This window comes from Lactobacillus johnsonii, assembly GCF_013487865.1.
GTDB classification, from domain to species: domain Bacteria; phylum Bacillota; class Bacilli; order Lactobacillales; family Lactobacillaceae; genus Lactobacillus; species Lactobacillus johnsonii_A.
In genome coordinates this window covers 502779-526670 of sequence record NZ_CP047409.1, presented here as the reverse complement: position 1 = coordinate 526670, position 23892 = coordinate 502779, and the positions used below count along the sequence as shown (strand labels likewise).

The following is a 23892-nucleotide window of genomic DNA, read 5'->3' as shown; positions in this document are numbered from 1 at the left end:
ATTAAGTAGTTAGACCTTTGTCTAATCCTACTTAATCTTTTTTATTGCAAAACTCGCACTACCTCACGAGCAATCATTAATTCTTCGTTAGTAGGAACAACCATTGCTTTTACTTTTGAATTAGGTTTAGAAATAAACTTTTCTCCATCTGTCCGATTAGCTTTAAAGTCAGGATCTAGGCCTAAATATTTTAATGATGCCATCACTCCTGCTCTAATGCCAGGATCATGTTCTCCAACTCCCGCAGTAAATATAATTGCATCAACACTATTTAATTCAGCTGCATATGCACCGACATACCTAACTACACGATTAATAAATATCTTTCGAGCCAGCTTTGCACGTTTATCCTTGCTCTCAATTAAATCTCTCATATCAGAAGAGACACCTGAAATCCCCAATAATCCTGATTTATAGTTCAAAATTTCAATTGCTTCATCGATATTCATTCCAGTTTTGTGCATTAAACGTTGTAAGGCAGCTGGATCAAAGTCACCACTTCTAGTTCCCATTGTTACCCCAGTAAGTGGGCTAATTCCCATTGAAGTATCATAAGATTTTCCATTTTTTACTGCGGTAACAGAAGCTCCAGATCCTAAATGACAAACAATCAAATTGACTAAGTTAGGATTCTTATTAAGCATTTGTGCCGCACGTTGTGCCACATAAGAAATTGAAATTCCGTGCGCACCATACTTTCTAATACTATATTTTTGATAATACTCATAAGGGATGGAGTAAAGATAATGAATCTGATCTAAAGTTTGATGATATGAGGTATCAAAAACCGCCACTTGAGGTACATTAGGGATAATCCTCATAAACGCCTTAATACCATTTGCTTCTGGAATATTATGCAACGGTGCTAACTCTCCAAGATCAAATATTTCCTGTAGTTCCTTTTCTTTAACATGGACCGATTCTTTAAAAATTTCTCCTCCATTTACTACTCTATGACCAACACCACTAATTTCTCTCAAATCTTCAACTACGTGAAATTTTTTTAAATCTTCAATTAATAATTTAACTGCTTCTTCTTGGTTATGAATAGGCAGATTTTTTATATATTCTTGACCATTACTCAACTTAATTTTAAAGACAGCATTTTCTTTTCCTACTCTATCAGCCATTCCCGAAGCAATTACTTTTTCATTAGGGAAAGAAAATAATTTGTATTTAAAAGAGGAACTCCCCGAATTAATTGCTAGAACTTTTTTCATATGTTATAACCTCGAAATTTACTTAAACTTATATAACTATTCTTTCGTTTTAAGTATAGCGCTTTCATGAATAAAAGTTATTATTTATATGTTAAATAAAAAAGACTTAATTCCAATAAAATATCAGAACTAAGTCTTTTAAATACCTCTTAATTATTCATTTTCCATTTTTTTCCACCAAGCTGGTAGCTCGGCAAGTAATTTTCTTAATGCTTGACCACGGTGAGAAATAGCATTTTTTTCATCTACTGTCATTTCAGCAAAGGTCTTTCCTTTATCAGGAACAAAGAAAAGTGGATCATAGCCAAAATCTCCATCCCCTCGCGGATAAGTCAAAATTTCGCCTCGAATTTCACCTTGTGTTACTAAATCATCATCAAATCTACCTGGCCACGAAACTACCATAGTTGTATGAAAGGTAGCTTGTCTTTTCTCTCGCGGAACACCGCCTAGTTCAGCCAATAATTTTGCATTATTTAAGGCATCATTATGAGCTTCGCCCCCGTAGCGAGCAGAATGAACTCCAGGAGCTCCGTTTAATTTATCAACTGATAAGCCTGAATCATCAGCAAGAGTTGGTAAATTACTGAACTCTGCCATTTTATGAGCCTTTAATTTTGCATTAGCTAAAAATGTTGTCCCAGTTTCTAAAACATGAGGAGGATCAGTTAAATCCTGATTAGTAATTACATGAATGGGAAAATTTATTTTCTTAAGTGCTTCTTCCACTTCTCTAGCCTTGTTTTTATTGTTAGTTGCAAATAATAAAGTATCCATTTTTAATCCTCAGCATCTACATGATGACCAACTATCGTGTCATCATTCATCCATTGACGGGTAATCTCAGTAAACTTCTTTGCTTCTCCAGTTGTATAATACTCATGTTTTACCGGAGCAGTACTTTCAGCAAATAAATCATCACGTCGCAAAATATTATATGTATATTGTGCCACTTGATCAGCTGGATCTACAATCTTTTTATCTTGACCCACGACAGCTACAATTTCTTCTCTCAATAAAGGATAATGGGTACATCCCAAAACTAAAGTATCATAATCAGCATTTTTCAATGGTGTTAAACTTTCGCTAACAACCGCATTCTTAATATTTTCATCTGGATCTTCTTCAGCTAACGGAGCTAATTTTGGTTGAGCAAATTCACTGACCTTAATTTCTGGATCACGGTACTGAATTTCTTTTAAATAAGAATGACTATCCACGGTTGCGTTAGTTCCAATTACAGCTACATTTTTAGTCTCGGTAGTTCTTGCTGCAGCCAAAGCACCTGACTGTACAACACCAATTATTTGTAGCGGAACCTCTTTTTGAATTGTTGACATTGCTACAGCCGTTGCTGTGTTACAACCAAAAATAATAATTTTTACATCTTTACTTAATAAGAAGTTTACACTATCGCGAGTTAGAGAAATAATTTCTTCTCTTGAGCGATCCCCATACGGCATATTAGCCTGATCGCCAATAAAAATTGTTGACTCATTAGGCAGTTTTTCAATTACTTTTTTTAAAACGGTTAAGCCGCCTAATCCTGAATCTAAAACTCCAATTGGTCGATTATCCATTAAAAAAACTCCTTTAAACAAATGATGATTAAATTCTCTTTTCTACTCCACCTATTTTAAGTTAAAATGATATAGAAGACAAAAGGAAATGAAAGCATGGAACATACAAACGAACATCTTTATTTTTTAAATTCATTATATCGTGATTTTATCTTACCTACCATTTTAGGTAGCGAAGATAAAGAAATACTTTACTGGGCCGGAAAACATGTTAGTCGTAAATATGATTTATCGGATATCGATGATTTAATCGAATTTTTTGATATGGCTCAATTTGGAACTTTAAAAGTACTTAAAGATCGTAAACATACCGCAGTTTTTGAATTATCCGGCCAGGTCGTAACTGATAGATTGGATAGCCAAAGTGATGAATTTTCACTTGAAAGTGGAATTATTGCGGAATGTTTAGAGTGCCAAAATGGTACTCCAACTGAAGCTTCAGCTACTGTTACTAAAAAACATGTAGTTCAAATCACTGCACAATCTGACTAACTATTAACCGAGTAAAGAATAGGATTAATAAAAAAAGGTAAGTCTCAATACAGAGGCTGATATGAACCCAAAAATTAGGACATATTATTAAACTGTTTGATTTAAAACCATATTTCGATATTGAATCGGAGCATGGTTTTTTATTGAGCTCTTAATTCTAAAATTATTATAGTAATAAATATACTCTTTGATTGCATCTTCTAGTTCATCTAAATTCTTAAAATTTTTTTCAAAGCCATACCACATTTCTCGCTTTAAGATACCAAAAAATCCTTCCATTAATCCATCATCTAATGAATTACCTTTTCTAGACATTGATTGCTCAATACCATGATCTGTAAGCCATTTTTGAAAGGTAGAATGTTGATATTGCCATCCTTGATCAGTGTGAAAAATAAGACCATTTAGAGCAGGATGAGCTTTATAAGCTAGGTCAAGCATGGTCATTACTTGTTCTAAAACTGGACGACGACTTAATGTATAAGAAATTATCTCATGGGTACACCCATCCATAATTGGTGATAAATATAATTTTTCGCCGTTTAAATGAAACTCAGTTATATCTGAATACCACTTTCTATCTGGTAAAATGGCTAAAAAATTGCGACAGATCAAATTAGGTTTGATTTCACCTACAGTTCCTCGATAACTTGAATATCTTTTTCTACGTCTAATGGCAATACCAAATAAATGCATCTTTTTCATCAGACGCTTTACTTTCTTATGATTGATTTTAATTCCTTCAATGTGCAATTGAGCTGTAATTCTTCTATAGCCGTAGCGATGTTTATGTTCCTCAAATATTTCTTTGATACGTTTCATGATCTGATGATTTTTTGAATCTTTATCATTTTGTTTTAGAACATAGTAATAATTACTTTTAGATAAGTGAGGTAAATCAGGATTAGAATTGATTACATTTAATATGAAACTGACGGTTACATGAAGTTCTTGCCTTAGTTCAGTAACCACCTGAGCTATTTCTGGTGCTTTTGGTTTTTTCTTTTGGAAACTAAGGCGCTCAATTTTTTTACAAATTCGTTTTCGACAGTAAGCTTGAGATTCTCTTGTTTTAAGTCTTTTACTTGTTTTTGTAGTTCTTTGATTTGTTGGTCTTTGCTTTTCATGATGTGGTCTGCCTTTCTTATGATTAATGACATTATACCCATCCTCTTTATATTTGCGAAGCCAATTATAGATCATACCTGAGCTTGGCAATCCTAAGTCTAATGAAACTTGATTCGCTGGTTCATCGTTAATCAATATTCTTTTAATGGCAGTTTTCTTAAATTCTACTGAATAAGAAGAATATGATTTATTCAAAATTTCTAAGCCGTGAAGGTCTATTAGACGGATTAAATAATATAAATTGTCAGGTCTTACTCCATATTCTCTACCTAGTTGAGATAGTGACTTATGATAATGCTTCCAATTATTGTAGATGTCAATTTTGTCTTGCTTAGATAATTTAGACATAATAAAAAACTCGAAATTCTTGTCCGAATTTCGGGGTTCATATCAGGCTTATCCTTTTTTATTATTTATATTAGTCAGTATATTGATCTAAAATTTGTTCAAGTTTTTCCTTAGGAGTATAACCAGTTAAACGGTCAACAATCTTACCATCTTTCTTAATTAATAAAGTTGGGATTGCCATAATTCCTAAGTTACGAGCAGTTTCTTGGTTTTGATCAACATCCATTTTGGTGAATTTTACATCATCCATTTCTTCAGAAAGTTGGTCAATAACTGGTGATTGCATCTTACATGGACCACACCAAGTTGCCCAAAAATCAATTAAAACAACGCCTTCGCTAGTTTCTTCTTCAAAAGTTGCATCTGTAATTTCATCAACCATTGTTATTACCTCACAAATAAATTCTTTAAATTATAAATATAGTTTAGTAAAAATACTTACTTTTTGCAAGTATATTGCTTACTGTAAATGAACAATTGTTGCTCCAGTTCCACCTTGGTTAGCAGGCGCATAGCTATAGCTCTTTACGTGTCTGTTTCTCTTCAAGTATTGTTGAACACCATTCCTAATTGCCCCAGTTCCAATTCCATGGATAATTGTGACAGTATTCAAACCAGCTAAGAGAGAAGAATCAATATAGCGATCTAAATTAGTTAGAGCTTCTTCATAACGTTGTCCTCTTAAGTCAAGCTCACTACTTGCACGCGTAGAACGAAGACCACGACTCGAACGAACAGCTCTTTCTGCCTTCTTAGGAGCAGCTTGTGTACTAATCTTTTCAACATCCCGATCAGTGACTTTAACTTTCAAAATACCAATTTGAACTTCAAACTCATGATCACCAAGTTTCTTCGTAATTACCCCTTGTTGTCCATAAGATAAAACTTTCACAGTATCGCCAACACTTACATCATGACGACGCTTTTCACGTTGCAGAACCTTATTACGAGCCAAGTTTTGATTTTCACGCTCAAGTTTATTTAAAGCACCTTTAGCCTCAATAACTTTATTGGTCCTAACTTGACCACCAGCTCTTCTTTGTTCTTCAAGATCATTGATGATCTTATCAGCTTTTTGACGCTTTTTAGCAAGCATTTCATCAGCTTTTTCTTGAGCTTTTTCAAGTTGCTTTTGTACTCGTTGATTATACCAGTCAAGACCATTTTGGAGTTGACGCTTAAGGGTGATACTTTGATCAACATTTTGCTTTAAAGTTTCATGAAGTTGCTCAGCAGCCTTAGTCTGATCAGTCAATCGTTCAATCATCTTATTAATATCACTATCTTCGTCATTCATCAAACTTCTAGCCTTATCGACTACAGCTTCATTCATCCCTAATTGATGGGCAATGGCAAAGGCATTACTTTGTCCCGGAATACCAATTCTCAAACGATACGTTGGAGCAAGTTTCTTTAAATCAAATTCCATTGATGCATTCGTAGTTCTTGCACGATTATAGCCATAAAGCTTTAATTCCGGATAGTGTGTAGTGATCGCAATTTTAGCTTGTGTTCCCCGTAAATCATCTAAAATAGCGATCGCTAGACTAGCTCCTTCTTCAGGATCAGTTCCGGCTCCCAATTCATCAATTAAAACCAAATCATTCTCAGTTACATCTTTCATAATTCTGATAATTTGGTCCATATGTGATGAGAAAGTACTTAATGACTGTTCAATAGATTGCTCATCCCCAATGTCGGCGTAAATTTCATTAAAAACAGTCAATTGACTGCCTTCTTCAGCTGTGATAAATAATCCTGCTTGAGCCATCAATTGGAGCAGCCCCAAAGTCTTCAGCGTGATTGTCTTACCACCTGTGTTAGGACCAGTAATCAGCATGGTATCAAAGCTAGTTCCTAGCTCAATGTTATTAGGAACTACTTTTTTAGGATCAATCAATGGGTGACGAGCTTTTCTCAACTTAACGACATGATCCTGATTTAAGACTGGTTCTGTAGCTTTCATTGCTTTAGCTAATTTGCTTTTAGCACTTAAAAAGTCTAATTGTGTTAAGGCCTCTGCATTATTCTTTATTTCTTGTTGATACATACCAGCAAGTTCTGACAATTCAATTAAGATACGGTGGATTTCCTGACGCTCTTGAGCCATTAAATTTTGTTGTCGGTTATTAAGAACTAAAACTGCTTGTGGCTCAACAAATAAAGTCTGTCCACTGGCACTTTGATCATGAACAACTCCACCGAATTTATTCTTATATTCTTGTTTTACAGGTAATACATAGCGACCATCTCTAATGGTTACGATATTTTCTGACAAATATTGTGTATGCTTTCCACTGATATAATCATTCATGTGATTTTTAATATCAGTTTCATTGCTTTGAATATCATGTCGCAGCTGCATTAACTTAGAAGAAGCTGTATCCTTGACAGTTCCGTCATATTCAAGTGCCTGATTCAATTTCTTAAATAAGTCTTCTGGAATTGCTAAATTTTTAAGAGTTTTTTCAATCGGACGGGTATCAATTTCACGCTCCTCTAAGTCAGCAGTAAACTGAGAAACATTTTTAGCTAAGCTAAGAATTAGAAAAATATTACCTAATTCTTCACCATTTAAATTTGCCTTAACCTTCAACCGCTTCAAGCTAGCCCTAACATCTTTAAAGTCAGTTATCGGCATTGGTCCCTTAACTCGTAAAATATTAGAAAGGACTCTAGTTTGATCAATTGATTTTTTTACTTCGTTAAAATTGCTACTTGGCATCAACTTTAAGGCCTGCTCTTTTGCAGGTGCTGTAATAGCCAAGTCACTTAATTGTTTAATTATGCGATTATATTCTAATTTTTCAATAATTTTAGAGTTCATATATTCCACCTAGCAAAAAGGCCCCAGAGTTGGGACCGTTTTTTATATTGTTGTAATGAATAAATTTATAAAAACTTGGGAAATTCCAGGAGAAAAATGCAAGATACCACTTGCTAAAATAGAATGCCCCAGCATATTTTGCAAACCATCATTAGGAATTGTAGCTAAAATAAACAAAAGTAAATAAACACTAATCTGTGTCACAATAAAAGAAATAATTAAACTTCCCCAGAGATTTAGGTTAGAGTTTATCGTAACATATCTTAATTGATTAAACCCTAGCATCACAAAACGCCATAAGCAACAAACAATCAACAAAATAATTGAAAAAGCAATTGCTGCATAAAATGATTTATCTAAGGTTAATCCCGTAGTCTTATCAAAAAAAGCAAAGCTGCTTCGATCATTTGCGGATGGATATGGAACCCACAAATTTAAAAAGTTACTAAATGGTTTATACAATAAAGTGGCTAAAATTAGCCCGATTACATATCCCCCAGCGGCTAAGCCTTCATATACTACACCACGCCGATAGCCTACATAACAACAATAGATAAAAATTAATAAAATGAAAAAAGAAATCATTGTTCATCCTTGATTAAGCAAAAAAGACTAGCTTCAATCGCCAGTCTTTTTTGAAGATTATTCGCCGCTTAAGCGATCGTCTGACAAAAATGTATTTAAAACTCCTTGTACCATGTTCCACTCATCATCATCTGTGATTTCATGTAAGTCAGAACTAGTTACATCGCCATCTGCATCTGCATCATAGCTGAAAGCTTGTACTTCAACATCATCATCATCACTAACAGCTGCTGGATATAGTAAAACGTAAGATTTACCATAATCTTCAGATGTAAAAGTAAATAAGATTTCAAATAATTCTTCATTACCTTGTTCGTCAACTAAAGTAATTTGACGATCATTATCTTGGTTAGCGTTAATTTTTTCACTCATTTTAATTATCCTTTCTGGTTGCTTCTAAATAGTTTTGCAAGATTAAAACAGCAGCCATTTGGTCAATAACTTTTTTTCGTTCAACACGATCATGGACGCCAGCTTCTTCAACTAAAATTCGATCAGCTTGCACTGTTGTAAGACGTTCATCTACGTAATAAACAGGGAGGTCAAACTTTTCTTTTAAGCGTTCACCATACTGTTTACTTCTTTCTACAGAATGTCCACTACTACCATCCATGTTTTTAGGTAAACCTAAAACAAAGCCTTCAACATCATATTTACGTACAATTTTTCTAATTTGACGCATACCAAAGCTAAACTTGCTTTCGTCAATCTTAATTGTTTCAAGCTCTTGAGCGGTAATCCCCAAAGGGTCACTGATTGCAACACCGACAGTTTTAGAGCCAACATCAAGTCCAAGTAATCGCATTATTTATTTTTACCTAAATAACTCTTAACCAATTCCTCAATAATTTCATCACGCTCATGTTTCAAGATCAAATTACGTGCATCATTATGCCGAGGAATATATGCAGGATCGCCTGAAAGTAAGTAACCAACAATTTGATTAATTGGGCTATAGCCTTTTTCCTCAAGTGCATTGTATACGTCTTGTAGAGTATCGTATACATTCTTACCCTTATTTTGGTTAAAGTCAAAATGCATTGTTTTATCTAGCGAACTCATAATAAAATTCCTCCTATTCTTCTTAATTTTACTTGAAATATCGAACGAACTCAATTAATTTTGTTTTTCTTCAACTTCTTGTAACACTTTAGCGATAGCATCTTTTAATCCTGCTGGATTCTTACCACCGGCTTGTGCCATATTTGGACGGCCACCACCGCCACCACCAAAGATTGGAGCAGCAGTTTTAATCAAATCGCCAGCCTTAAGTCCTGCTTTAATGGCCTTATCATCTAAGCTAATTACCATATTAGCTTTACCATTCACTTCAGCAGCTAAAACTAAAACATCAGATTTATTGCTGCTCTTCCAGTTGTCAGCAAGTTCACGTAAATCATTCATGCCTTCAACATCAGCTTGCGCAGCAATTACAGTTAAATCTTTAACTTTCTTAATGTCATTAAAGAGATCGCCAGCTTTTGCCTTATTAATTTGAGCCTTTAATTGTTCAGCTTCTTTTTGGCTTGCACGTAAATCATCTTCGATAGAAGAAATCTTATTAACTACGTCTTCAGCCTTAGTTGCCTTAACTTCATCTTGAACTTCTTTCAAGATTTCGTCACGGTCTGTTACATACTTGTAAGCTTCTGGACCAGTGACAGCAATAATTCTACGAGTACCAGCACCAACAGCAGACTCAGAAACAATCTTAAGCATTCCGATTTGATCAGTATTTTCACAGTGTGTACCACCACAAAATTCAGTGGAGAAGTCATCGATTTGAACAACACGAACTGTGTCACCATATTTTTCACCAAATAATGCTAAAGCGCCCATCTTTAAACCAGTATCTGGGTCAGTAACAGTGGTCTTGACTGGAATTTCTTCCCAAATCTTTTTGTTAACTAACTTTTCAACACTAGCAATTTCTTTCTTAGTCATTGGCTCTAAGCTTGTAAAGTCAAAACGTAAGTAATCTGGTTCAACTAAAGAGCCAGCTTGGTGAGTATGAGTACCTAAAACTTCACGTAAAGCTGCATGCAATAAGTGAGTAGCAGTATGGTTATGCTTTAAGCCGCGACGACGTTTTTGATCAACTTTCAAGACATACTCTTGTCCCTTTTCAAGTGGCAAAATAACATCTACAAAGTGCAAGTTTTGATCATTTGGTGCATGTTGTACATCAGTTACACGAGCAACTAATTCACCATTTTGGTTCAAAATTTCACCGTGATCAGCAACTTGTCCACCACGCTCTGCGTAAAATGGAGTTTTATCAAAGATTAAAGTTGCATGTTCACCATCTGCCTTATCAACTAACTTGTCATCAACAACAATATCAATTAATTTAGCATGTTTTTCTTCTAAAGTGCCGTATTCAAATTCACTCTTATCTTTGATATTCATCAAAGTAACATCTTGTGAGCCCATTGATTGCAAGTTACCACGAGCTTTACGAGCACGTTCCTTCTGAGCTTTCATTTCTTCATCAAAGCCCTTTTTATCGATCTTAAGACCTGCATCTTGAGCAGCTTCAAAAGTTAATTCATATGGGAAGCCGTAAGTATCGAATAACTTGAAGACATCTTTACCAGAAATAGTCTTATCATCGCTCTTCTTAGCTTCAGCAATGATATTATCAAGTAAGTTTAGACCAGATGAAAGAGTTACTTGGAATCTTTCTTCTTCATTCTTAATTACTTTTTGAATAAATGCTTGTTGGTCAACAACTTCTGGATAGTGGCTCTTCATAATTTCGCCAACTACAGGTACTAATTTGTACAAGAATGCACCTTTAATACCTAAACGTTGACCGTTTAAGTCAGCACGTCTAATTAAACGACGTAAAACATATCCACGTCCTGAGTTTGAAGGAAGTGCACCGTCAGCAATCGCAAAACTTACTGCACGAACATGGTCAGCAATAATCTTAAATGCAACATCATCTTCTTTATTTGCGGCATACTTCTTGCCATCACTTAACTTTTCAGTTTCCTTAATGATTGGCATGAATAAGTCAGTTTCGAAGTTAGTTGGAGCATCTTGAATAATTGATACTACACGTTCCAATCCCATACCGGTATCAATGTTTTTATGTGGTTGGTCAACATATTTACCATTTGGTAAGTGGTTAAATTGTGAAAATACGATGTTCCAAATTTCAAGGTAGCGAGCATTTTCCCCACCTGGGAAGTTTTCTGGATCATCTTCAGCCACATCGTTGTTTTCTTGACCACGATCGTAGAAAATTTCTGAGTCAGGACCACATGGACCTTCACCAATATCCCAGAAGTTATCTTCTAGCTTAACAATATGATCTTCAGGTAAACCAACAACATCGTGCCACATATGGTATGCTTCAGTATCCTTAGGATAAACAGTTACGTAAAGCTTATCTGGATCAAGACCTAACCATTTTGGACTAGTTAAAAATTCCCAAGCCCAAGGAATAACTTCTTTTTTAAAGTAATCCCCAACTGAGAAGTTACCAAGCATTTCAAAGAAAGTTTGGTGACGAGCGGTTTTACCAACATTCTCAATATCGTTAGTTCTAATTGATTTTTGAGAAGAAGTAATTCGGTGATTCTTAGGCACAACCGAACCATCAAAGTATTTCTTCATTGTAGCAACACCAGAGTTAATCCATAACAAGGTTGGATCATCTTGTGGAATTAATGATGCACTTTGCATAACCATGTGGCCATGCTCTTTAAAAAAGTCCAAGAACATTTGACGTACTTGTGAACTAGTCAATTGTTTCATAAAAAGTTCTCCTACAAATATAAAAAACACTATTGCATAAAACAAGGACGCTCCCAGCGCGGTACCACCTTGATTGCAACAGTGTTTGTTACCTCTTTAAATATTTATTTCTCTAATTATCTTAGGTAGCATTACTAAATATTTTCTAGACCTTCTCACCAAGCAGTCCTCTCTTTGAAGAAAATACTTTAATAATATGTCCTAAACGTGCTTTATTTTACTACAAATTTTCTAGTTGTCAAAATTACTACGTGCTTGCTCACGTTCACGCTTACGTTTACGCTTTGCTTTTCGAATTTGATGACGTTCTTCAAGCTTACGTTTTTGCTGACGATCTTTTTGAATGGCCTGTTTAATCTTCTTCTTGTAGCCTGGCTTTACTTTTTTCTTAGTTTTCTTAACCATACCGATCATACGGTTATCAAGTTTATGGTTGCGCGTTTGACGATTATCTCTTCTGTGATAGTGAGTTCTTTCAACTAATTCACCATTTCTAAGATCTTTAAAGTCAAAATGAATACCCAATTTTTCTAAGTCCTCAATCTGACTCATTTCATCATCATAGATTAAGGTAATGGCATGTCCTTCAAGCCCGTTTCTGCCTGTTCGACCAATTCGGTGAATTACAAATTCTAAATCTTTTGGAATTTCATAGTTAACAACTAAGCTAACACCGGGTACATCAATTCCACGAGCAGCTAAGTCACTAGCTACGACGTATTGATATTGTCCTTCTCTAACTTGACGAATAATTCTCTTTCGTTCGCGTTCAGTAATTCCACCATGAATTTTTGCCACTTTAAGGCCTTGTTCTTCAAGGTAGTCCGTTAATTCATCAACAGTCTTTTTCGTATTAGCAAAAACAAGGGCTAAATATGGCTGTCCCATTGTTAATAACTTATACAAAATTGATTTCTTGTCTCTTGAACCTACGTCAATTAAATCATTTTGAATCGTTGGCGCAATAATTGCCGGATTGTCAATAACGATAAATTCTGGCTTTGACATGTACTTTCTTAAAAAGTTTTCGAGCTTAACTGGGATTGTAGCTGAAAATGCACCTAAGACTGCTTTTTTGTCCAACTTAGACATAATTTCATCCATTTGACCTAAAAAGCCCATGTCTAAAGTCATATCAGCTTCGTCAATAATAAAGGCCTTTACATTCTCCAAGTTAATAAACTTTTTAGATGCAAAATCATGTAAACGACCAGGGGTTGCAATAATTAATTGTGGAGCTCTACTTTCAGCCTTTTCAATTTGGCGATTACGGTCATTTCCGCCGCCTAAATATTCAATTGAAATATTTAAACCACTAGCATCCCTTAACTGACGCGCAACTTTATACAATTGATTAGCCAATTCACGACTCGGTGCAGTAACAATTGCTTGTGTTACAGGTGCGCTCTCATCAATCATATTCAAAATTGGAATCAAATAAGCATGAGTCTTTCCAGATCCCGTTGCAGCTTGCACTACAACATTCTTTTTATTTAAAAGTGCTGGAATAACCGAAGACTGTACTTTAGTCGGTTTCTTAAAATTAATTTTTTCTAATCCGGCTTGTAGTTCTGGCCGGATTTTTTCATTTTGAAATATACTACTTGTTTGTGCCATGTTCTTCTTTATACTTCTTTGTTACTTCTACTACTTCATTAAAGACTTGTTTTACTTCATCCATGTCTTTTGCATTAGCTCCAGATGCTAGGGCATGACCTCCACCATCGTGCTGTTCGGCTAAATGATTAATAACCGGGCCCTTTGAACGATAATGAACGCGGAAAGTTCCATCTGGCTTTTCTACAAATACATTCCAAGCTAAAACATCTTTAATTCGACCAGGAGTTGAAACAGCAACATTTGCTTGATCATCAGTTAATCCCAGTTTCTTCAAATCATCTTGCATCAAAATTGTGTAAGCTGCTCCAACTGGATCAATTTCCATCTTATCCATTGCCCAAGCTTGTAATTTTGCTTCATCAAAAGTAACATCCGCAATTTCTCTAGCAATATCGGTAATATTAATTCCAGTTTTAGTTAATTCAGCTGCAACATCAAAAGTATGAGCTGAAGTTTCAGGATACATAAATCTTCCAGTATCACCTACAATACCTGCATATAAAGCTGCTGCAACTTCCTTAGTAATTGGTAAGTTCTCTGCTTTTAAGAAATCAAAAATAATCTCAGAAGCAGCTGGTGCATCTGGATCAACGTAGCTCATATCTGCGTATGGATCTACATCTGGGTGGTGGTCAATCTTAATTAAAAGATCTCCCTTGTCATAGTTTTTATTAGAAATACGAGGCGTATTTGCAGTATCGGTTGTAATAACTAAAGCACCCTTGTAGTCTTCTGGCTTAACCTCATCCATCTTGTTAATCCAAATTAAGTCACCTTCATCATTTTCACCAGCACAAAGGATCTTTTTATCAGGGAAAGCTAGTCTCAAAGATCTAGCCAAACCAGCTTGAGAACCAATTGCATCTGGGTCTGGACTAGTGTGACGGTGCAAAATAATTGTTGGATATTCTTTTATCTTTTCATAAATTTCATCAAAAGTTGCCATTAATTCTCTCTCCTAAATTTTTCTTTTTATTTTATCATTACTCATTATCAAAAATTTCTAGCGATATATTCTCAACGGGATGCTCTTCAAAATCAGTAACAGTAAGACCTAAAAGTCGTATTCCAGTTGAAAGCATGCTTTTTTCTGTCGCAAACAAAGCACGCCCAGTATCGTAGATAACAATTTTATCATTAGTGCCCTGCTTTAGCTTCCTTCTTTTAGTAATTGTCTTAAAATTAGCATCGCGTACTTTTAAGACAACACAATTTGCAAGAAAGTGGCGCTCCTTTAAGCTTTTTTCAAGTTCTCTACTATATGACCGCAACTTTGTTAAAGCGGTATTTTCATCAAATAAATTCTGATTAAAAGTACGTTCAATGCCAATTGACTTTCGATTTCTTTCTGAATCAGTCACGACACTTCTTAAGTCAATACCATGAGCATGCTGAGCCATGAGATAACCCATTCGATTAAATTTTTTAATTAAAATATCGGTTGGAATTTTTCTTAGATCAGCTCCGGTATAAACCCCCATTTCTGTCAATTTTTCTTGGGTCTTTGGTCCAATACCAGGGAAGTTCTTTATTGGTTGTTTGGCCAAAAAATCGCGAGCACCTTCTGGTTTAATTACAGTTCTCCCAAAAGGTTTGGCATATTCTGAGCCCATCTTAGCTAAAAACTTGTTATAAGAGACACCAAATGAACTAGTCAAACCAACTCTTTGATAGATTCGTTCCTGAAGTAAAGCGGCAATACGAACTGGATCGGTTAAATTAAGCTTATTTTCAGTAACATCTAAATATGCTTCATCTAACGCAACAGATTCTACCCGATCAGTTATCTTATGCATCAATTGATGAATTTCAGCTGATACAGCGCGATATTTTTCAAAATTTGGTTGAATAATTACCAACTTCTCTGCTGGTATTAATCTTACCGCCTTGGCCGTCGGCATCGCTGAATGAGCTCCATAACGCCGGGCAATATAATTCGCTGTCGCTACAACCCCATGGCCCTTATTTTTCTTCGGATCTCCACCAATTAAGACGGCTTTATTTCTAATTGATGGATTATCCCGCATTTCTACTGAAGCATAGAAGGCATCCATATCAATATGAATAATCTTGCGGCTCGTATTGTTTTTAGGCAGTAAATCCATTAACGGTAAATCCAGTGCTCGCTATCTTTTTCAAAAATATGATTACTTGATTCCGTACCGAACTTACCACTTGGATATTTTTCAAGTTGCTTAACATCTTTATTTTCATCTTGCCAAGCATCTTCAACTGCATCAACGAACTTCCAATATTGCTTCAATTCTGACCAATGAGTGAAGTTAGTTCTATCTGCTACAAACACATCATGAAGCAATCGTTCGTAGCCATCTGGAACTTGCTCCATTTCTTCCTTAGAAAACTTATAACTAAGGTTTTCTCTTCTTAACCCTGCAGAGGTAATCTTCTTTCCATTAATTGTAAAATAGATTTCACTAATCGGATCAATAATAATTGAGACATTATTTGAATGTGCACTACCGTATAAATTATTCATATGGTGAAGAACAATATCAATGCGAGAAACCTTATCCTTCATTTTCTTACCAGTTCTAAAGTAAATTGGCACATCAGCTACTGGGCCCTTTTTGAATTTAACTTCTCCAGCTACAAATGTTTCCACTTTAGAGTCTGGTGCAACTTGATCAGCCTTTAAATATTCTACTTCATTATCATCAGCCAAATATTGCCCCCGTGAGAAATGCTTTTTAACCATTTCTGGAGTTGGAATTACTAGGCTATCTAATAATTCTTGTTTAGCTTGGTGAATATGGTCTGAATCAAGTCCTTTAGGCTCAGGCATAGCTAAAAGTGTAATAATTTGGAAAATATGGTTTTGAACCATATCACGTAAAGCACCAGATGTTTCGTAGTAACCACCACGAGTTCCTACTCCTAGACTTTCTGCTAAAGTTACTTGCATATTTGCGATATAGTCATTATTCCAGATATTCTTAACAATTGGATTAGTCATTCTTAGAGGCATAATATTTTGAACCATTTCTTTTCCAAGATAGTGGTCAATTCGATATACCGACTCTTCATCAAAACTTTCGCCAATTTCTCGGTTTAACTTTTCTGCTGAAGCTAAATCATGACCAAATGGCTTTTCAATTACTAAACGGTTAAAGCCGCTACCAAGCAATTTTTGATCATTAATGTGAGTAGCAATTGTACCAAAAAATCTTGGTGCCATAGCCATGTAGAAAATTCGATTTCCTTCTGCTTGATATTTTTCATCAAGTTTAGCTGCTAATTCCTTTAAGGCAATGTAGTGGCCAATATCAGTTACATCGTGAGACTGGTAATAAAAATGTGAAGCGAATTCTTTTGCTTCTTTTTCATCAAAGTTGTCACAGCTTTCTTTAACAGCTTCAACTACTTGTTCTTGCAAATATTCATGGCTCCAAGGTCTTCTAGCTGTACCAATTACAGCAAAATGATCATGAATTAAACCTTTTTGATACAAATTAAATAAGGCTGGATAAAGCTTTCTATGAGCTAAATCTCCGGAGCCACCAAAAATAATCATAACAACTGGAATATTTTTCATTCTAACTACCTACTTAATAAAAATTAACTTTACCAATTCTATTTTACAATACTAGTCATGACAATAAAAAAATAAAAAACGTCCTTGCGGACGTTTTTTATTTATCTTCTGAATTAGTGTTTTCAGTTGTATCAGTAGCTTTTTCTTCTGGCTTACTGTCTTTTTCAACAGTCTTTTCTTCAGTTTCAACTTTTTCTTCTTTAGCTTCATTAGACTTAAGGTCTTGTGCAGGAGCTGCAGCAGTTGGAAGAACACGACGAATAGCCATTCTTTCAAATGTTAAAAAGATTCCGTCTGCATCAATAACGACAGTCTTATCACTATCATTAATTGAATCAACTTTACCATGAAGGCCGTCAACCATAATTACTTGATCGCCCTTTTTAAGTTCAGACATCATCTTCATACGTTCTTGTTGTTGCTTTTTTTGTGGCTTGATCATTGAGAAATAGAAGAAAACAAAAATTGCAATCATTGCAATGATCATAAAAATATTATTCATACCGGCAGCACTTTGTGCTAAGAAAAATGTATTCAAAGTATTACACCTCATTGTTTTTATTAATTAACTTTCAAGTAATAATTATACCGTATTTTTAGCTTAACTAAAAACTTACTTTTCATCTTTTGGTGGATAACCTAATTGCAGATAAGCTTTTTGTGTAACGCTTCTGCCTCGAGGAGTTCGAGTAATAAAACCTTTTTGCAGTAAGTATGGTTCATATACTTCTTCAATTGTATCTGTATCTTCCCCTACATTAGCTGCAATTGTCTTAATTCCAACTGGACCGCCGCCATAGTTTTCAATCATCATTCTTAAAAGTTTCCGGTCGGTCTGATCTAACCCTTCATCGTCAACTTCTAACAAATGAAGTGAATGCTTAGTTGTTACTAAAGAAATAGCTTCTTCACCCTTTACTTCAGCAAAATCACGAACACGTTTAAGCAAGCGGTTAGCAACACGAGGCGTTCCTCGAGAGCGACGTGCTAATTCAATTGCTGCTTCAGGATCAATCTTTGTATTAAAGACTACACTAGATCTTTGAATTATTTTTTCTAAATCTTCAACAGAATAGTACTGCATGTGTTCAATAATTCCAAAACGATCTCTTAGCGGAGCAGACAGTTGACCTGCTCTAGTGGTTGCTCCAATTAAGGTAAAAGGAGGTAGCGGTACATGGACTGCATGTGTTGTTTGACCTTCTCCAACAACAATGTCGATATAAAAATCTTCCATTGCTGAATAGAGAACTTCTTCCACAGGTTTTGCTAAACGGTGAATCTCATCAATGAATAGAACATCTCCCGGATTTAATTCTGAAAGTAGCGCTACTAAGTCACCAGCCTTTTCAATTGCTGGTCCGGATGTACTCTTTAAATGAACCCCCATTTCATTAGCAATTACAAAGGCTAAAGTAGTCTTACCTAATCCAGGAGGTCCATACAAAAGAACATGATCTAAAGCTTCATCACGTTGTTTTGCTGCTTTAATGTAGATTTTCATCTCGCTCTTAACTTTATCTTGTCCAATATATTGAGCAAGTAGTTGCGGACGCAGCGATAATTCGATTGTTTCATCTTCTTCACTGCTTTCTGCTCCTATAATTCGTTCTTCCTCGTTCACATCTTTCACTTCCCTATCATCAATTAATTTCTAAATTTTATTTCTTAAGTAGTAAAGCTAATGCTTCTTTAACGTAACCATCAGCAGTATTTTCAGGTAATTTTGCTAATTTTGGCGTAATTCGATCAACTTCTTTTTGGGTATAACCAAGTGCTACTAAGGCAAGTAAAGCATCTTGCAAACTTGGAGTAAGATCGGCAGCAGCAGTTGATTTTTTTACATAGTCGCCTAGTTTTCCCTTCAAGTCTAAGACAATCTGGGAAGCAGTCTTTTTTCCTACTCCTGGGAAACGAGTCAGGTATTTTACTTCACCATTTTGAATTGCACTAGCCAAAGAATCAGTATCTTCAGCAGCCATAATTGCCACAGCAGACTTAGGTCCAATTCCTGAAACACTTAATAATTTTAAAAATAATTCTTTATCTTCTAAAGACAAAAAACCATACAAAGTAATTCCGGTATCTCTTACAACTTGCTCAACGTAAATTGTTGCAGGTTGATTTTCATCATAACTATAAGGAGTGGGACAAAGAATCTTATAGCCAACTCCGTTTACATCTAGAACGATATAAGCTGGATCAATTTTTGTTACTATTCCCTTAAGATATTCAAACATTTTACCTACTCATCTTTTTTAAACATCTTGTTAAGATCATTTTCGCTTAACTGGATAATAATTATTTTTCCTTCAAAATCTTGATAAGGATCACTACTATTTCTTAATTCTTTTAACAACTCTTGTGCTTCAACTGGATTGAGCATTCTTCTTCTAGCACTTTGACGCATAGTTATTTCGCCAGCAATTTGCGCTTTAAGCTTAGAAATATCATGCTCAGTTTGATTTAAATATAAGTCCAAAATCATCCGGACATTTTTTTCAACATCGGGCTGAAGCCACATAGGATATGTTCTCAAGATCAGGCTATTTTGACCAAAATCTTCTAAAAATAAGCCAAATTCTTGAAGATTTTCTAGATTTTCTTTTAATTTCAAATAATCAACATTGCTAAAGTCCAAAATTAAGGGACTAAGAAGACCTTGCTGAGAAATATTTTCACTATTTAAATCTTGAAGAATTTGATCATAAGCTAAACGGCGATATGCGTTAACCTGATCAATTAAATACAGATCTTCCTCATGGTGAGCAATCAAGTAAGACTTAGTTTGTCCCATATAAGTCAATTCAGGTAGATTATTAGCTAAAATTTCATCTCCAGATGAGATAATACTATCATCTTTTCCTTGCATATCCTTTTCTTCATCAAAAGGACTCAATTGTACTTGTTGATTTACGTTGTCATTCCACGTTGACGTAATCACATATTTATCATCATTACGCACCTGATCTAAGTTAACAAAATTAGCAGCAGTTTCATGCACTTCAGCGTTTTGGTCAGGTTCAACTTGCGGAGTAAATTCAACAGGACGAGCAGTATTAACTACATCTTTATTTAAGTTGAATTTCAATTGATCAATATTAGTTGATTTTTTAGGCGCTAATAAATTATTTAACCCTGAATCAATCTGATTATTTTGTTCTAAAGCTTCAGAAATACTAGTAGTTAACAGACGCTCTAACTCTTGTTCCTTTGACAAACGCACTTCTTGCTTAGTTGGGTGAACATTGACATCAACTAAAAGAGGGTCAAGTTCAATCTTTACTACTGCAATCGGATAACGACGCGGTCTTAATTTATTGCCATAGCCAGCCATAATTGCTTGGGTTAACCGGTAGTTTTTGATATAGCGTCCATTTAATAATAAGGAAATAAAGTTGCGGTTCGACCGAGTAGTATTAGGATCAGAAATTAAGCCGCTAATCTCAAAGTCTGGGCTCTTTCCCTTAAGGATGTTCATTTTTTCAGCAAGCTGCCGACCATAAATATTAGCTATATCTTGCCTTAAATCATCACGCCCATTGGTCTTTAACAAGACTTTGCCATTATTAGTTAAGGTAAACGAAACGTCTGGATGTCCTAAAGCTAAACGGTTAACAATATCAACAATCTTTAAAATTTCAGTTCTTTCAGAGCGCAAATATTTTAAACGAGCCGGCGTATTAAAAAATAAGTCGCTAACTGTAATTTTGGTTCCTTTAGGCGAAGCTGCATCCTCTTGAAGCTTCTTTTCACTACCTGAAAAAATTGCCCGTACGCCACCTAAATTATCATTACTTGTCGTTACTTCTACATGAGAAACAGCTGCAATTGAGGCTAAAGCTTCTCCGCGAAATCCTAAAGTAGAAATATTAAATAGGTCTCGTTCAGTCGCAATCTTACTAGTTGCGTGACGAGTAAAGGCTAAATCAATTTGATCTTTAGCAATTCCGCTACCATTATCTTGAACTGTAATTTGCTTTAACCCAGCATCAATAAAGTCAATTCTGATTCGCTTGCTTCCTGCATCAAGAGAATTTTCACATAATTCTTTTACAACACTCGCTGGTCTTTCAATAACTTCACCAGCTGCAATCTGATTAGTTAGTTCAGGCGACAGTTCATGAATTTTACTCATGATTCTCAGTCCTTATCTTTCAATTCCTGCTGCCACTGAGCCACTAATTCCATAACTTGGAGGGGTGTCTTGTCAGCAAGATACACATTTTGAATCTCATCTAATACATCTTTTTCATCATCTGAAATTGCTGGTGCACTCGCTTCTTCAGGAACAAAGAGATCAAGTTGTTCACTAGCTGGTTGCAGTTCACTAGCGCCTTGCTTTTCTAACCGCTTAAGCATTGTTGTTGCTTCACGCAAAACCTTGTGTGGTAAACCTGCTAATTGAGCAACATGAATACCATAAGATTGATCGGCAGGTCCTGGAAGAATCTTGTGTAAGAAAATTAACTTTCCATTTTCTTCTGTTGCTCCTACATGAATATTCTTCAAATGCTTGAGCGTTTGATCTAAATCGGTTAATTCATGATAGTGTGTAGCAAACAAGGCCTTTGCGCCAACTTTGTCATGAAGGTATTTAACAATTGCACCAGCAAGTGCCATTCCGTCATAAGTAGCTGTACCTCGGCCAATTTCATCAAACAAAACTAGCGATCGCTTAGTTGCATGTTGCAAAGCGTCGTTTGCTTCGCTCATTTCTACCATAAAAGTACTCTGGCCAGAAATCAAATCATCTGCTGCACCAATCCGAGTAAAAATTTGGTCAAAAATTGGTAAGGTTGCACTATCGGCTGGAACAAAAGAACCAATCTGCGCCATGATTGCTATTAAAGCCATCTGACGCATATAGGTTGATTTACCAGACATATTTGGTCCAGTAATCAAGAAAATATTAGTATCTTGATCCATCTGCACGTCATTTGGAATGTAGCTACCTGCAGTCATAACTTGTTCAACAACTGGGTGGCGTCCATTGACTACATTGATTTCTTGCTTATCAGTCACAAAGTTAGGACGAACATAATTATTTTGTTCACTGACTGTCGCAAAATTAGTTAAAACATCTAAACTTGCGATTTGTTTAGCTAATTTTTGCAAGGCAGGGATGTACTTTTTAACATCTTCTCTAAGTTTTACAAATAAGTCATATTCTAGACCAGTTGATTTTGCTTCAGCTTCTAAAATTAAAGCTTCATGTTCCTTTAGATCAGGCGTAATGTAACGTTCTGCATTAGTTAGGGTCTGCTTTCTAGTGTAGCGATCAGTTGGCACCTTGCTCTTATTAGAATTTGTAACTTCAATATAGTAGCCAAAAACTTTATTATAACCAACTTTTAGATTATTGATTCCAGTTACTTCACGTTCATGACTCTCCATTTCAGATAGCCACTTCTTACCATTATTCATGGCATCTCGATAGCGGTCTAATTGTTCTGAAACGCCTTCTCTAATTAATCCACCTTCAGTCGTTGGAAGCGGTGGATTATCCACAATAGTGTTGACAATTAGGTCATGAATTCCTTTTAGTGGGTCGATCTGTTTTGCAAAATTTTGCAGATGTGGATTATTTGTTTCAAGCAGTGCATTCAAGATTTCAGGAATTGCGCCTAAAGAATGCGCTAATTGGAGCATTTCACGAGCATTAACTGAACCAAAGGCAATTCTACCAGTTAATCGTTCTAAGTCATACACACCTTTTAAGCTGTCGATAACTTTTTCACGGGTAAAGTAATCATCAAGAAGGGCTTGAACCATTTCTTGACGACGCGTAATTTCTGTAACTGAAAGAAGTGGTCGTTCAATCCAAGATTTTAATAAACGTCCACCCATGGCAGTACTAGTCTTATCTAAAAGCCAGAATAAAGAACCCATCTTCTTAGAGGTTTTAGCTGACTTAATTAACTCTAAATTAGTTTGAACCGTGTGAGACATCTGTAAGTATTGCGTTGGTTCGTAGCTTTGAGCAACTTGCAGGTGGGCTAAACTACGCTTTTGAGTTGAAAGAAGATATGCAACTAATTGCTTAGTAGCTTTAATTTCAGCGTCATCAGTTAAATTCTGAGCTACATAAGAAATTTCTGCATGTTCACCTTCAACTTCAACAGGTTCAGAAACAGTAATATTAGCCTTCTTCAAAAAGTCCTTATTTAAGTCAGTTAAGTGGCCGTTATACACAACTTCTCGTGTTTGAAGTGATAATAATTCGTTTGCTACTCCTTCAAAGTCAGTTAGATGAGTGGAAAAAGTTTCCCCAGTGGATAAGTCACTGTAGGCTAAACCGAAGCCAGAATTTGTAGAAATAACAGAAGTTAAATAGTTGCTGTCTTTTGCTTGATCTGGCCGCTCTTGCATCATGGTACCTGGCGTAATTAATTGAATAATTCCGCGCTTAACCATCCCTTTAGCTTTTTTCGGATCTTCAAGTTGTTCACAAAGTGCTACTTTATAGCCCTTTTCTACTAAAGTATTAACGTAAGTATCCACAGCTAAATGAGGCACACCTGCCATTGGAATTGGATTTTTAGTTTTATTTGAACGATGAGTTAGGGTTAATTCAAGAATTTGTGCGCCTTTGATTGCATCATCTTCAAATAATTCATAGAAATCACCCACACGATAAAACAAAAACGCATCGGGATATTGTTCCTTAATTTCATAATATTGCTTCATCATCGGTGTTGTATCTTTTTTTGCCATTCGTTACCAAATATCCTTTCTTCCAAAAAACCTATGTTCTATTATAACTTATCAAGC

General features: G+C 35.4%; 21 protein-coding genes. 1 reads left to right on the top strand and 20 read right to left on the bottom strand.

The annotated features are described in order from the left end of the window. Positions 1-41: 41 nt before the first annotated feature. From GTO82_RS02485 to murI, 3 genes are all read right to left on the bottom strand, one after another. Positions 42-1220, bottom strand: coding sequence for an acetate/propionate family kinase (locus GTO82_RS02485; RefSeq protein ID WP_180873622.1), 1179 nt, complete (start codon positions 1218-1220; stop codon positions 42-44). Between the two features lie 153 nt (positions 1221-1373). Further along, entirely contained in the window at positions 1374-1997 is a 624-nt protein-coding gene (locus GTO82_RS02480; protein WP_180873621.1) for an XTP/dITP diphosphatase, read from the bottom strand. 2 nt (positions 1998-1999) lie between these two features. Next, a complete protein-coding gene (gene murI, locus GTO82_RS02475; RefSeq protein WP_180873620.1) occupies positions 2000-2800 on the bottom strand; it encodes a glutamate racemase in 801 nt (266 codons plus the stop codon). Between the two features lie 96 nt (positions 2801-2896). On the opposite strand from murI, the gene GTO82_RS02470 reads away from it, so the two are divergent. Next, positions 2897-3292, top strand: coding sequence for a YslB family protein (locus GTO82_RS02470; protein ID WP_180873619.1), 396 nt, complete (start codon positions 2897-2899; stop codon positions 3290-3292). A gap of 87 nt (positions 3293-3379) precedes the next feature. Here the strand turns inward: GTO82_RS02470 and GTO82_RS02465 are convergent, their stop codons facing one another. From GTO82_RS02465 to mutS, 17 genes are all read right to left on the bottom strand, one after another. Beyond that, the gene (locus tag GTO82_RS02465; RefSeq protein ID WP_260983173.1) at positions 3380-4768 is read right to left on the bottom strand and encodes an IS3 family transposase; all 1389 of its coding nucleotides are present in this window, start codon (positions 4766-4768) and stop codon (positions 3380-3382) included. 70 nt (positions 4769-4838) lie between these two features. Next, positions 4839-5150, bottom strand: a complete 312-nt coding sequence (gene trxA, locus GTO82_RS02460; protein ID WP_004895668.1) for a thioredoxin — start codon at positions 5148-5150, stop codon at positions 4839-4841. 78 nt (positions 5151-5228) lie between these two features. After that, positions 5229-7595: an endonuclease MutS2 gene (locus GTO82_RS02455; protein ID WP_180873618.1), complete on the bottom strand. Its 2367-nt coding sequence runs from the start codon at positions 7593-7595 to the stop codon at positions 5229-5231. A 42-nt stretch (positions 7596-7637) separates the two neighbouring features. Beyond that, positions 7638-8180, bottom strand: a complete 543-nt coding sequence (locus GTO82_RS02450; protein WP_155692961.1) for a CvpA family protein — start codon at positions 8178-8180, stop codon at positions 7638-7640. Positions 8181-8237: 57 nt separating this feature from the next. Further along, a complete protein-coding gene (locus tag GTO82_RS02445) occupies positions 8238-8552 on the bottom strand; it encodes a DUF1292 domain-containing protein (protein WP_004895671.1) in 315 nt (104 codons plus the stop codon). 1 nt (position 8553) lies between these two features. Further along, on the bottom strand, positions 8554-8985 hold the full coding sequence (gene ruvX / locus GTO82_RS02440) for a Holliday junction resolvase RuvX (RefSeq protein WP_023599301.1): 432 nt from the start codon (positions 8983-8985) through the stop codon (positions 8554-8556). Then, positions 8985-9242: an IreB family regulatory phosphoprotein gene (locus GTO82_RS02435; RefSeq protein ID WP_003647717.1), complete on the bottom strand. Its 258-nt coding sequence runs from the start codon at positions 9240-9242 to the stop codon at positions 8985-8987. The genes ruvX and GTO82_RS02435 overlap by 1 nt, the downstream gene beginning before the upstream one ends. Positions 9243-9296: 54 nt before the next feature. Further along, positions 9297-11945: an alanine--tRNA ligase gene (alaS, locus tag GTO82_RS02430; RefSeq protein ID WP_180873617.1), complete on the bottom strand. Its 2649-nt coding sequence runs from the start codon at positions 11943-11945 to the stop codon at positions 9297-9299. Between the two features lie 231 nt (positions 11946-12176). Further along, positions 12177-13562 (bottom strand): DEAD/DEAH box helicase, encoded by a 1386-nt coding sequence (locus GTO82_RS02425; RefSeq protein ID WP_061400213.1) that lies wholly within the window; start codon positions 13560-13562, stop codon positions 12177-12179. Beyond that, entirely contained in the window at positions 13546-14511 is a 966-nt protein-coding gene (locus GTO82_RS02420) for a DHH family phosphoesterase (protein WP_180873616.1), read from the bottom strand. The genes GTO82_RS02425 and GTO82_RS02420 overlap by 17 nt, the downstream gene beginning before the upstream one ends. Before the next feature lie 37 nt (positions 14512-14548). Further along, complete coding sequence (dinB, locus tag GTO82_RS02415; protein ID WP_180873615.1) at positions 14549-15670, bottom strand: DNA polymerase IV; 1122 nt, start codon at positions 15668-15670, stop codon at positions 14549-14551. Then, positions 15670-17118, bottom strand: coding sequence for a glucose-6-phosphate dehydrogenase (gene zwf, locus GTO82_RS02410; protein ID WP_180873614.1), 1449 nt, complete (start codon positions 17116-17118; stop codon positions 15670-15672). The genes dinB and zwf overlap by 1 nt, the downstream gene beginning before the upstream one ends. Before the next feature lie 97 nt (positions 17119-17215). Further along, a complete protein-coding gene (gene yajC, locus GTO82_RS02405) occupies positions 17216-17671 on the bottom strand; it encodes a preprotein translocase subunit YajC (protein WP_044496656.1) in 456 nt (151 codons plus the stop codon). A gap of 60 nt (positions 17672-17731) precedes the next feature. Next, complete coding sequence (gene ruvB, locus GTO82_RS02400; RefSeq protein ID WP_004895679.1) at positions 17732-18751, bottom strand: Holliday junction branch migration DNA helicase RuvB; 1020 nt, start codon at positions 18749-18751, stop codon at positions 17732-17734. Positions 18752-18779: 28 nt separating this feature from the next. Then, positions 18780-19358, bottom strand: a complete 579-nt coding sequence (gene ruvA / locus GTO82_RS02395) for a Holliday junction branch migration protein RuvA (protein WP_011161604.1) — start codon at positions 19356-19358, stop codon at positions 18780-18782. A gap of 5 nt (positions 19359-19363) precedes the next feature. Beyond that, positions 19364-21256 (bottom strand): DNA mismatch repair endonuclease MutL, encoded by a 1893-nt coding sequence (gene mutL, locus GTO82_RS02390; protein ID WP_180873613.1) that lies wholly within the window; start codon positions 21254-21256, stop codon positions 19364-19366. Positions 21257-21261: 5 nt separating this feature from the next. Then, positions 21262-23835, bottom strand: a complete 2574-nt coding sequence (mutS, locus tag GTO82_RS02385; protein WP_172475848.1) for a DNA mismatch repair protein MutS — start codon at positions 23833-23835, stop codon at positions 21262-21264. Positions 23836-23892 lie beyond the last annotated feature (57 nt).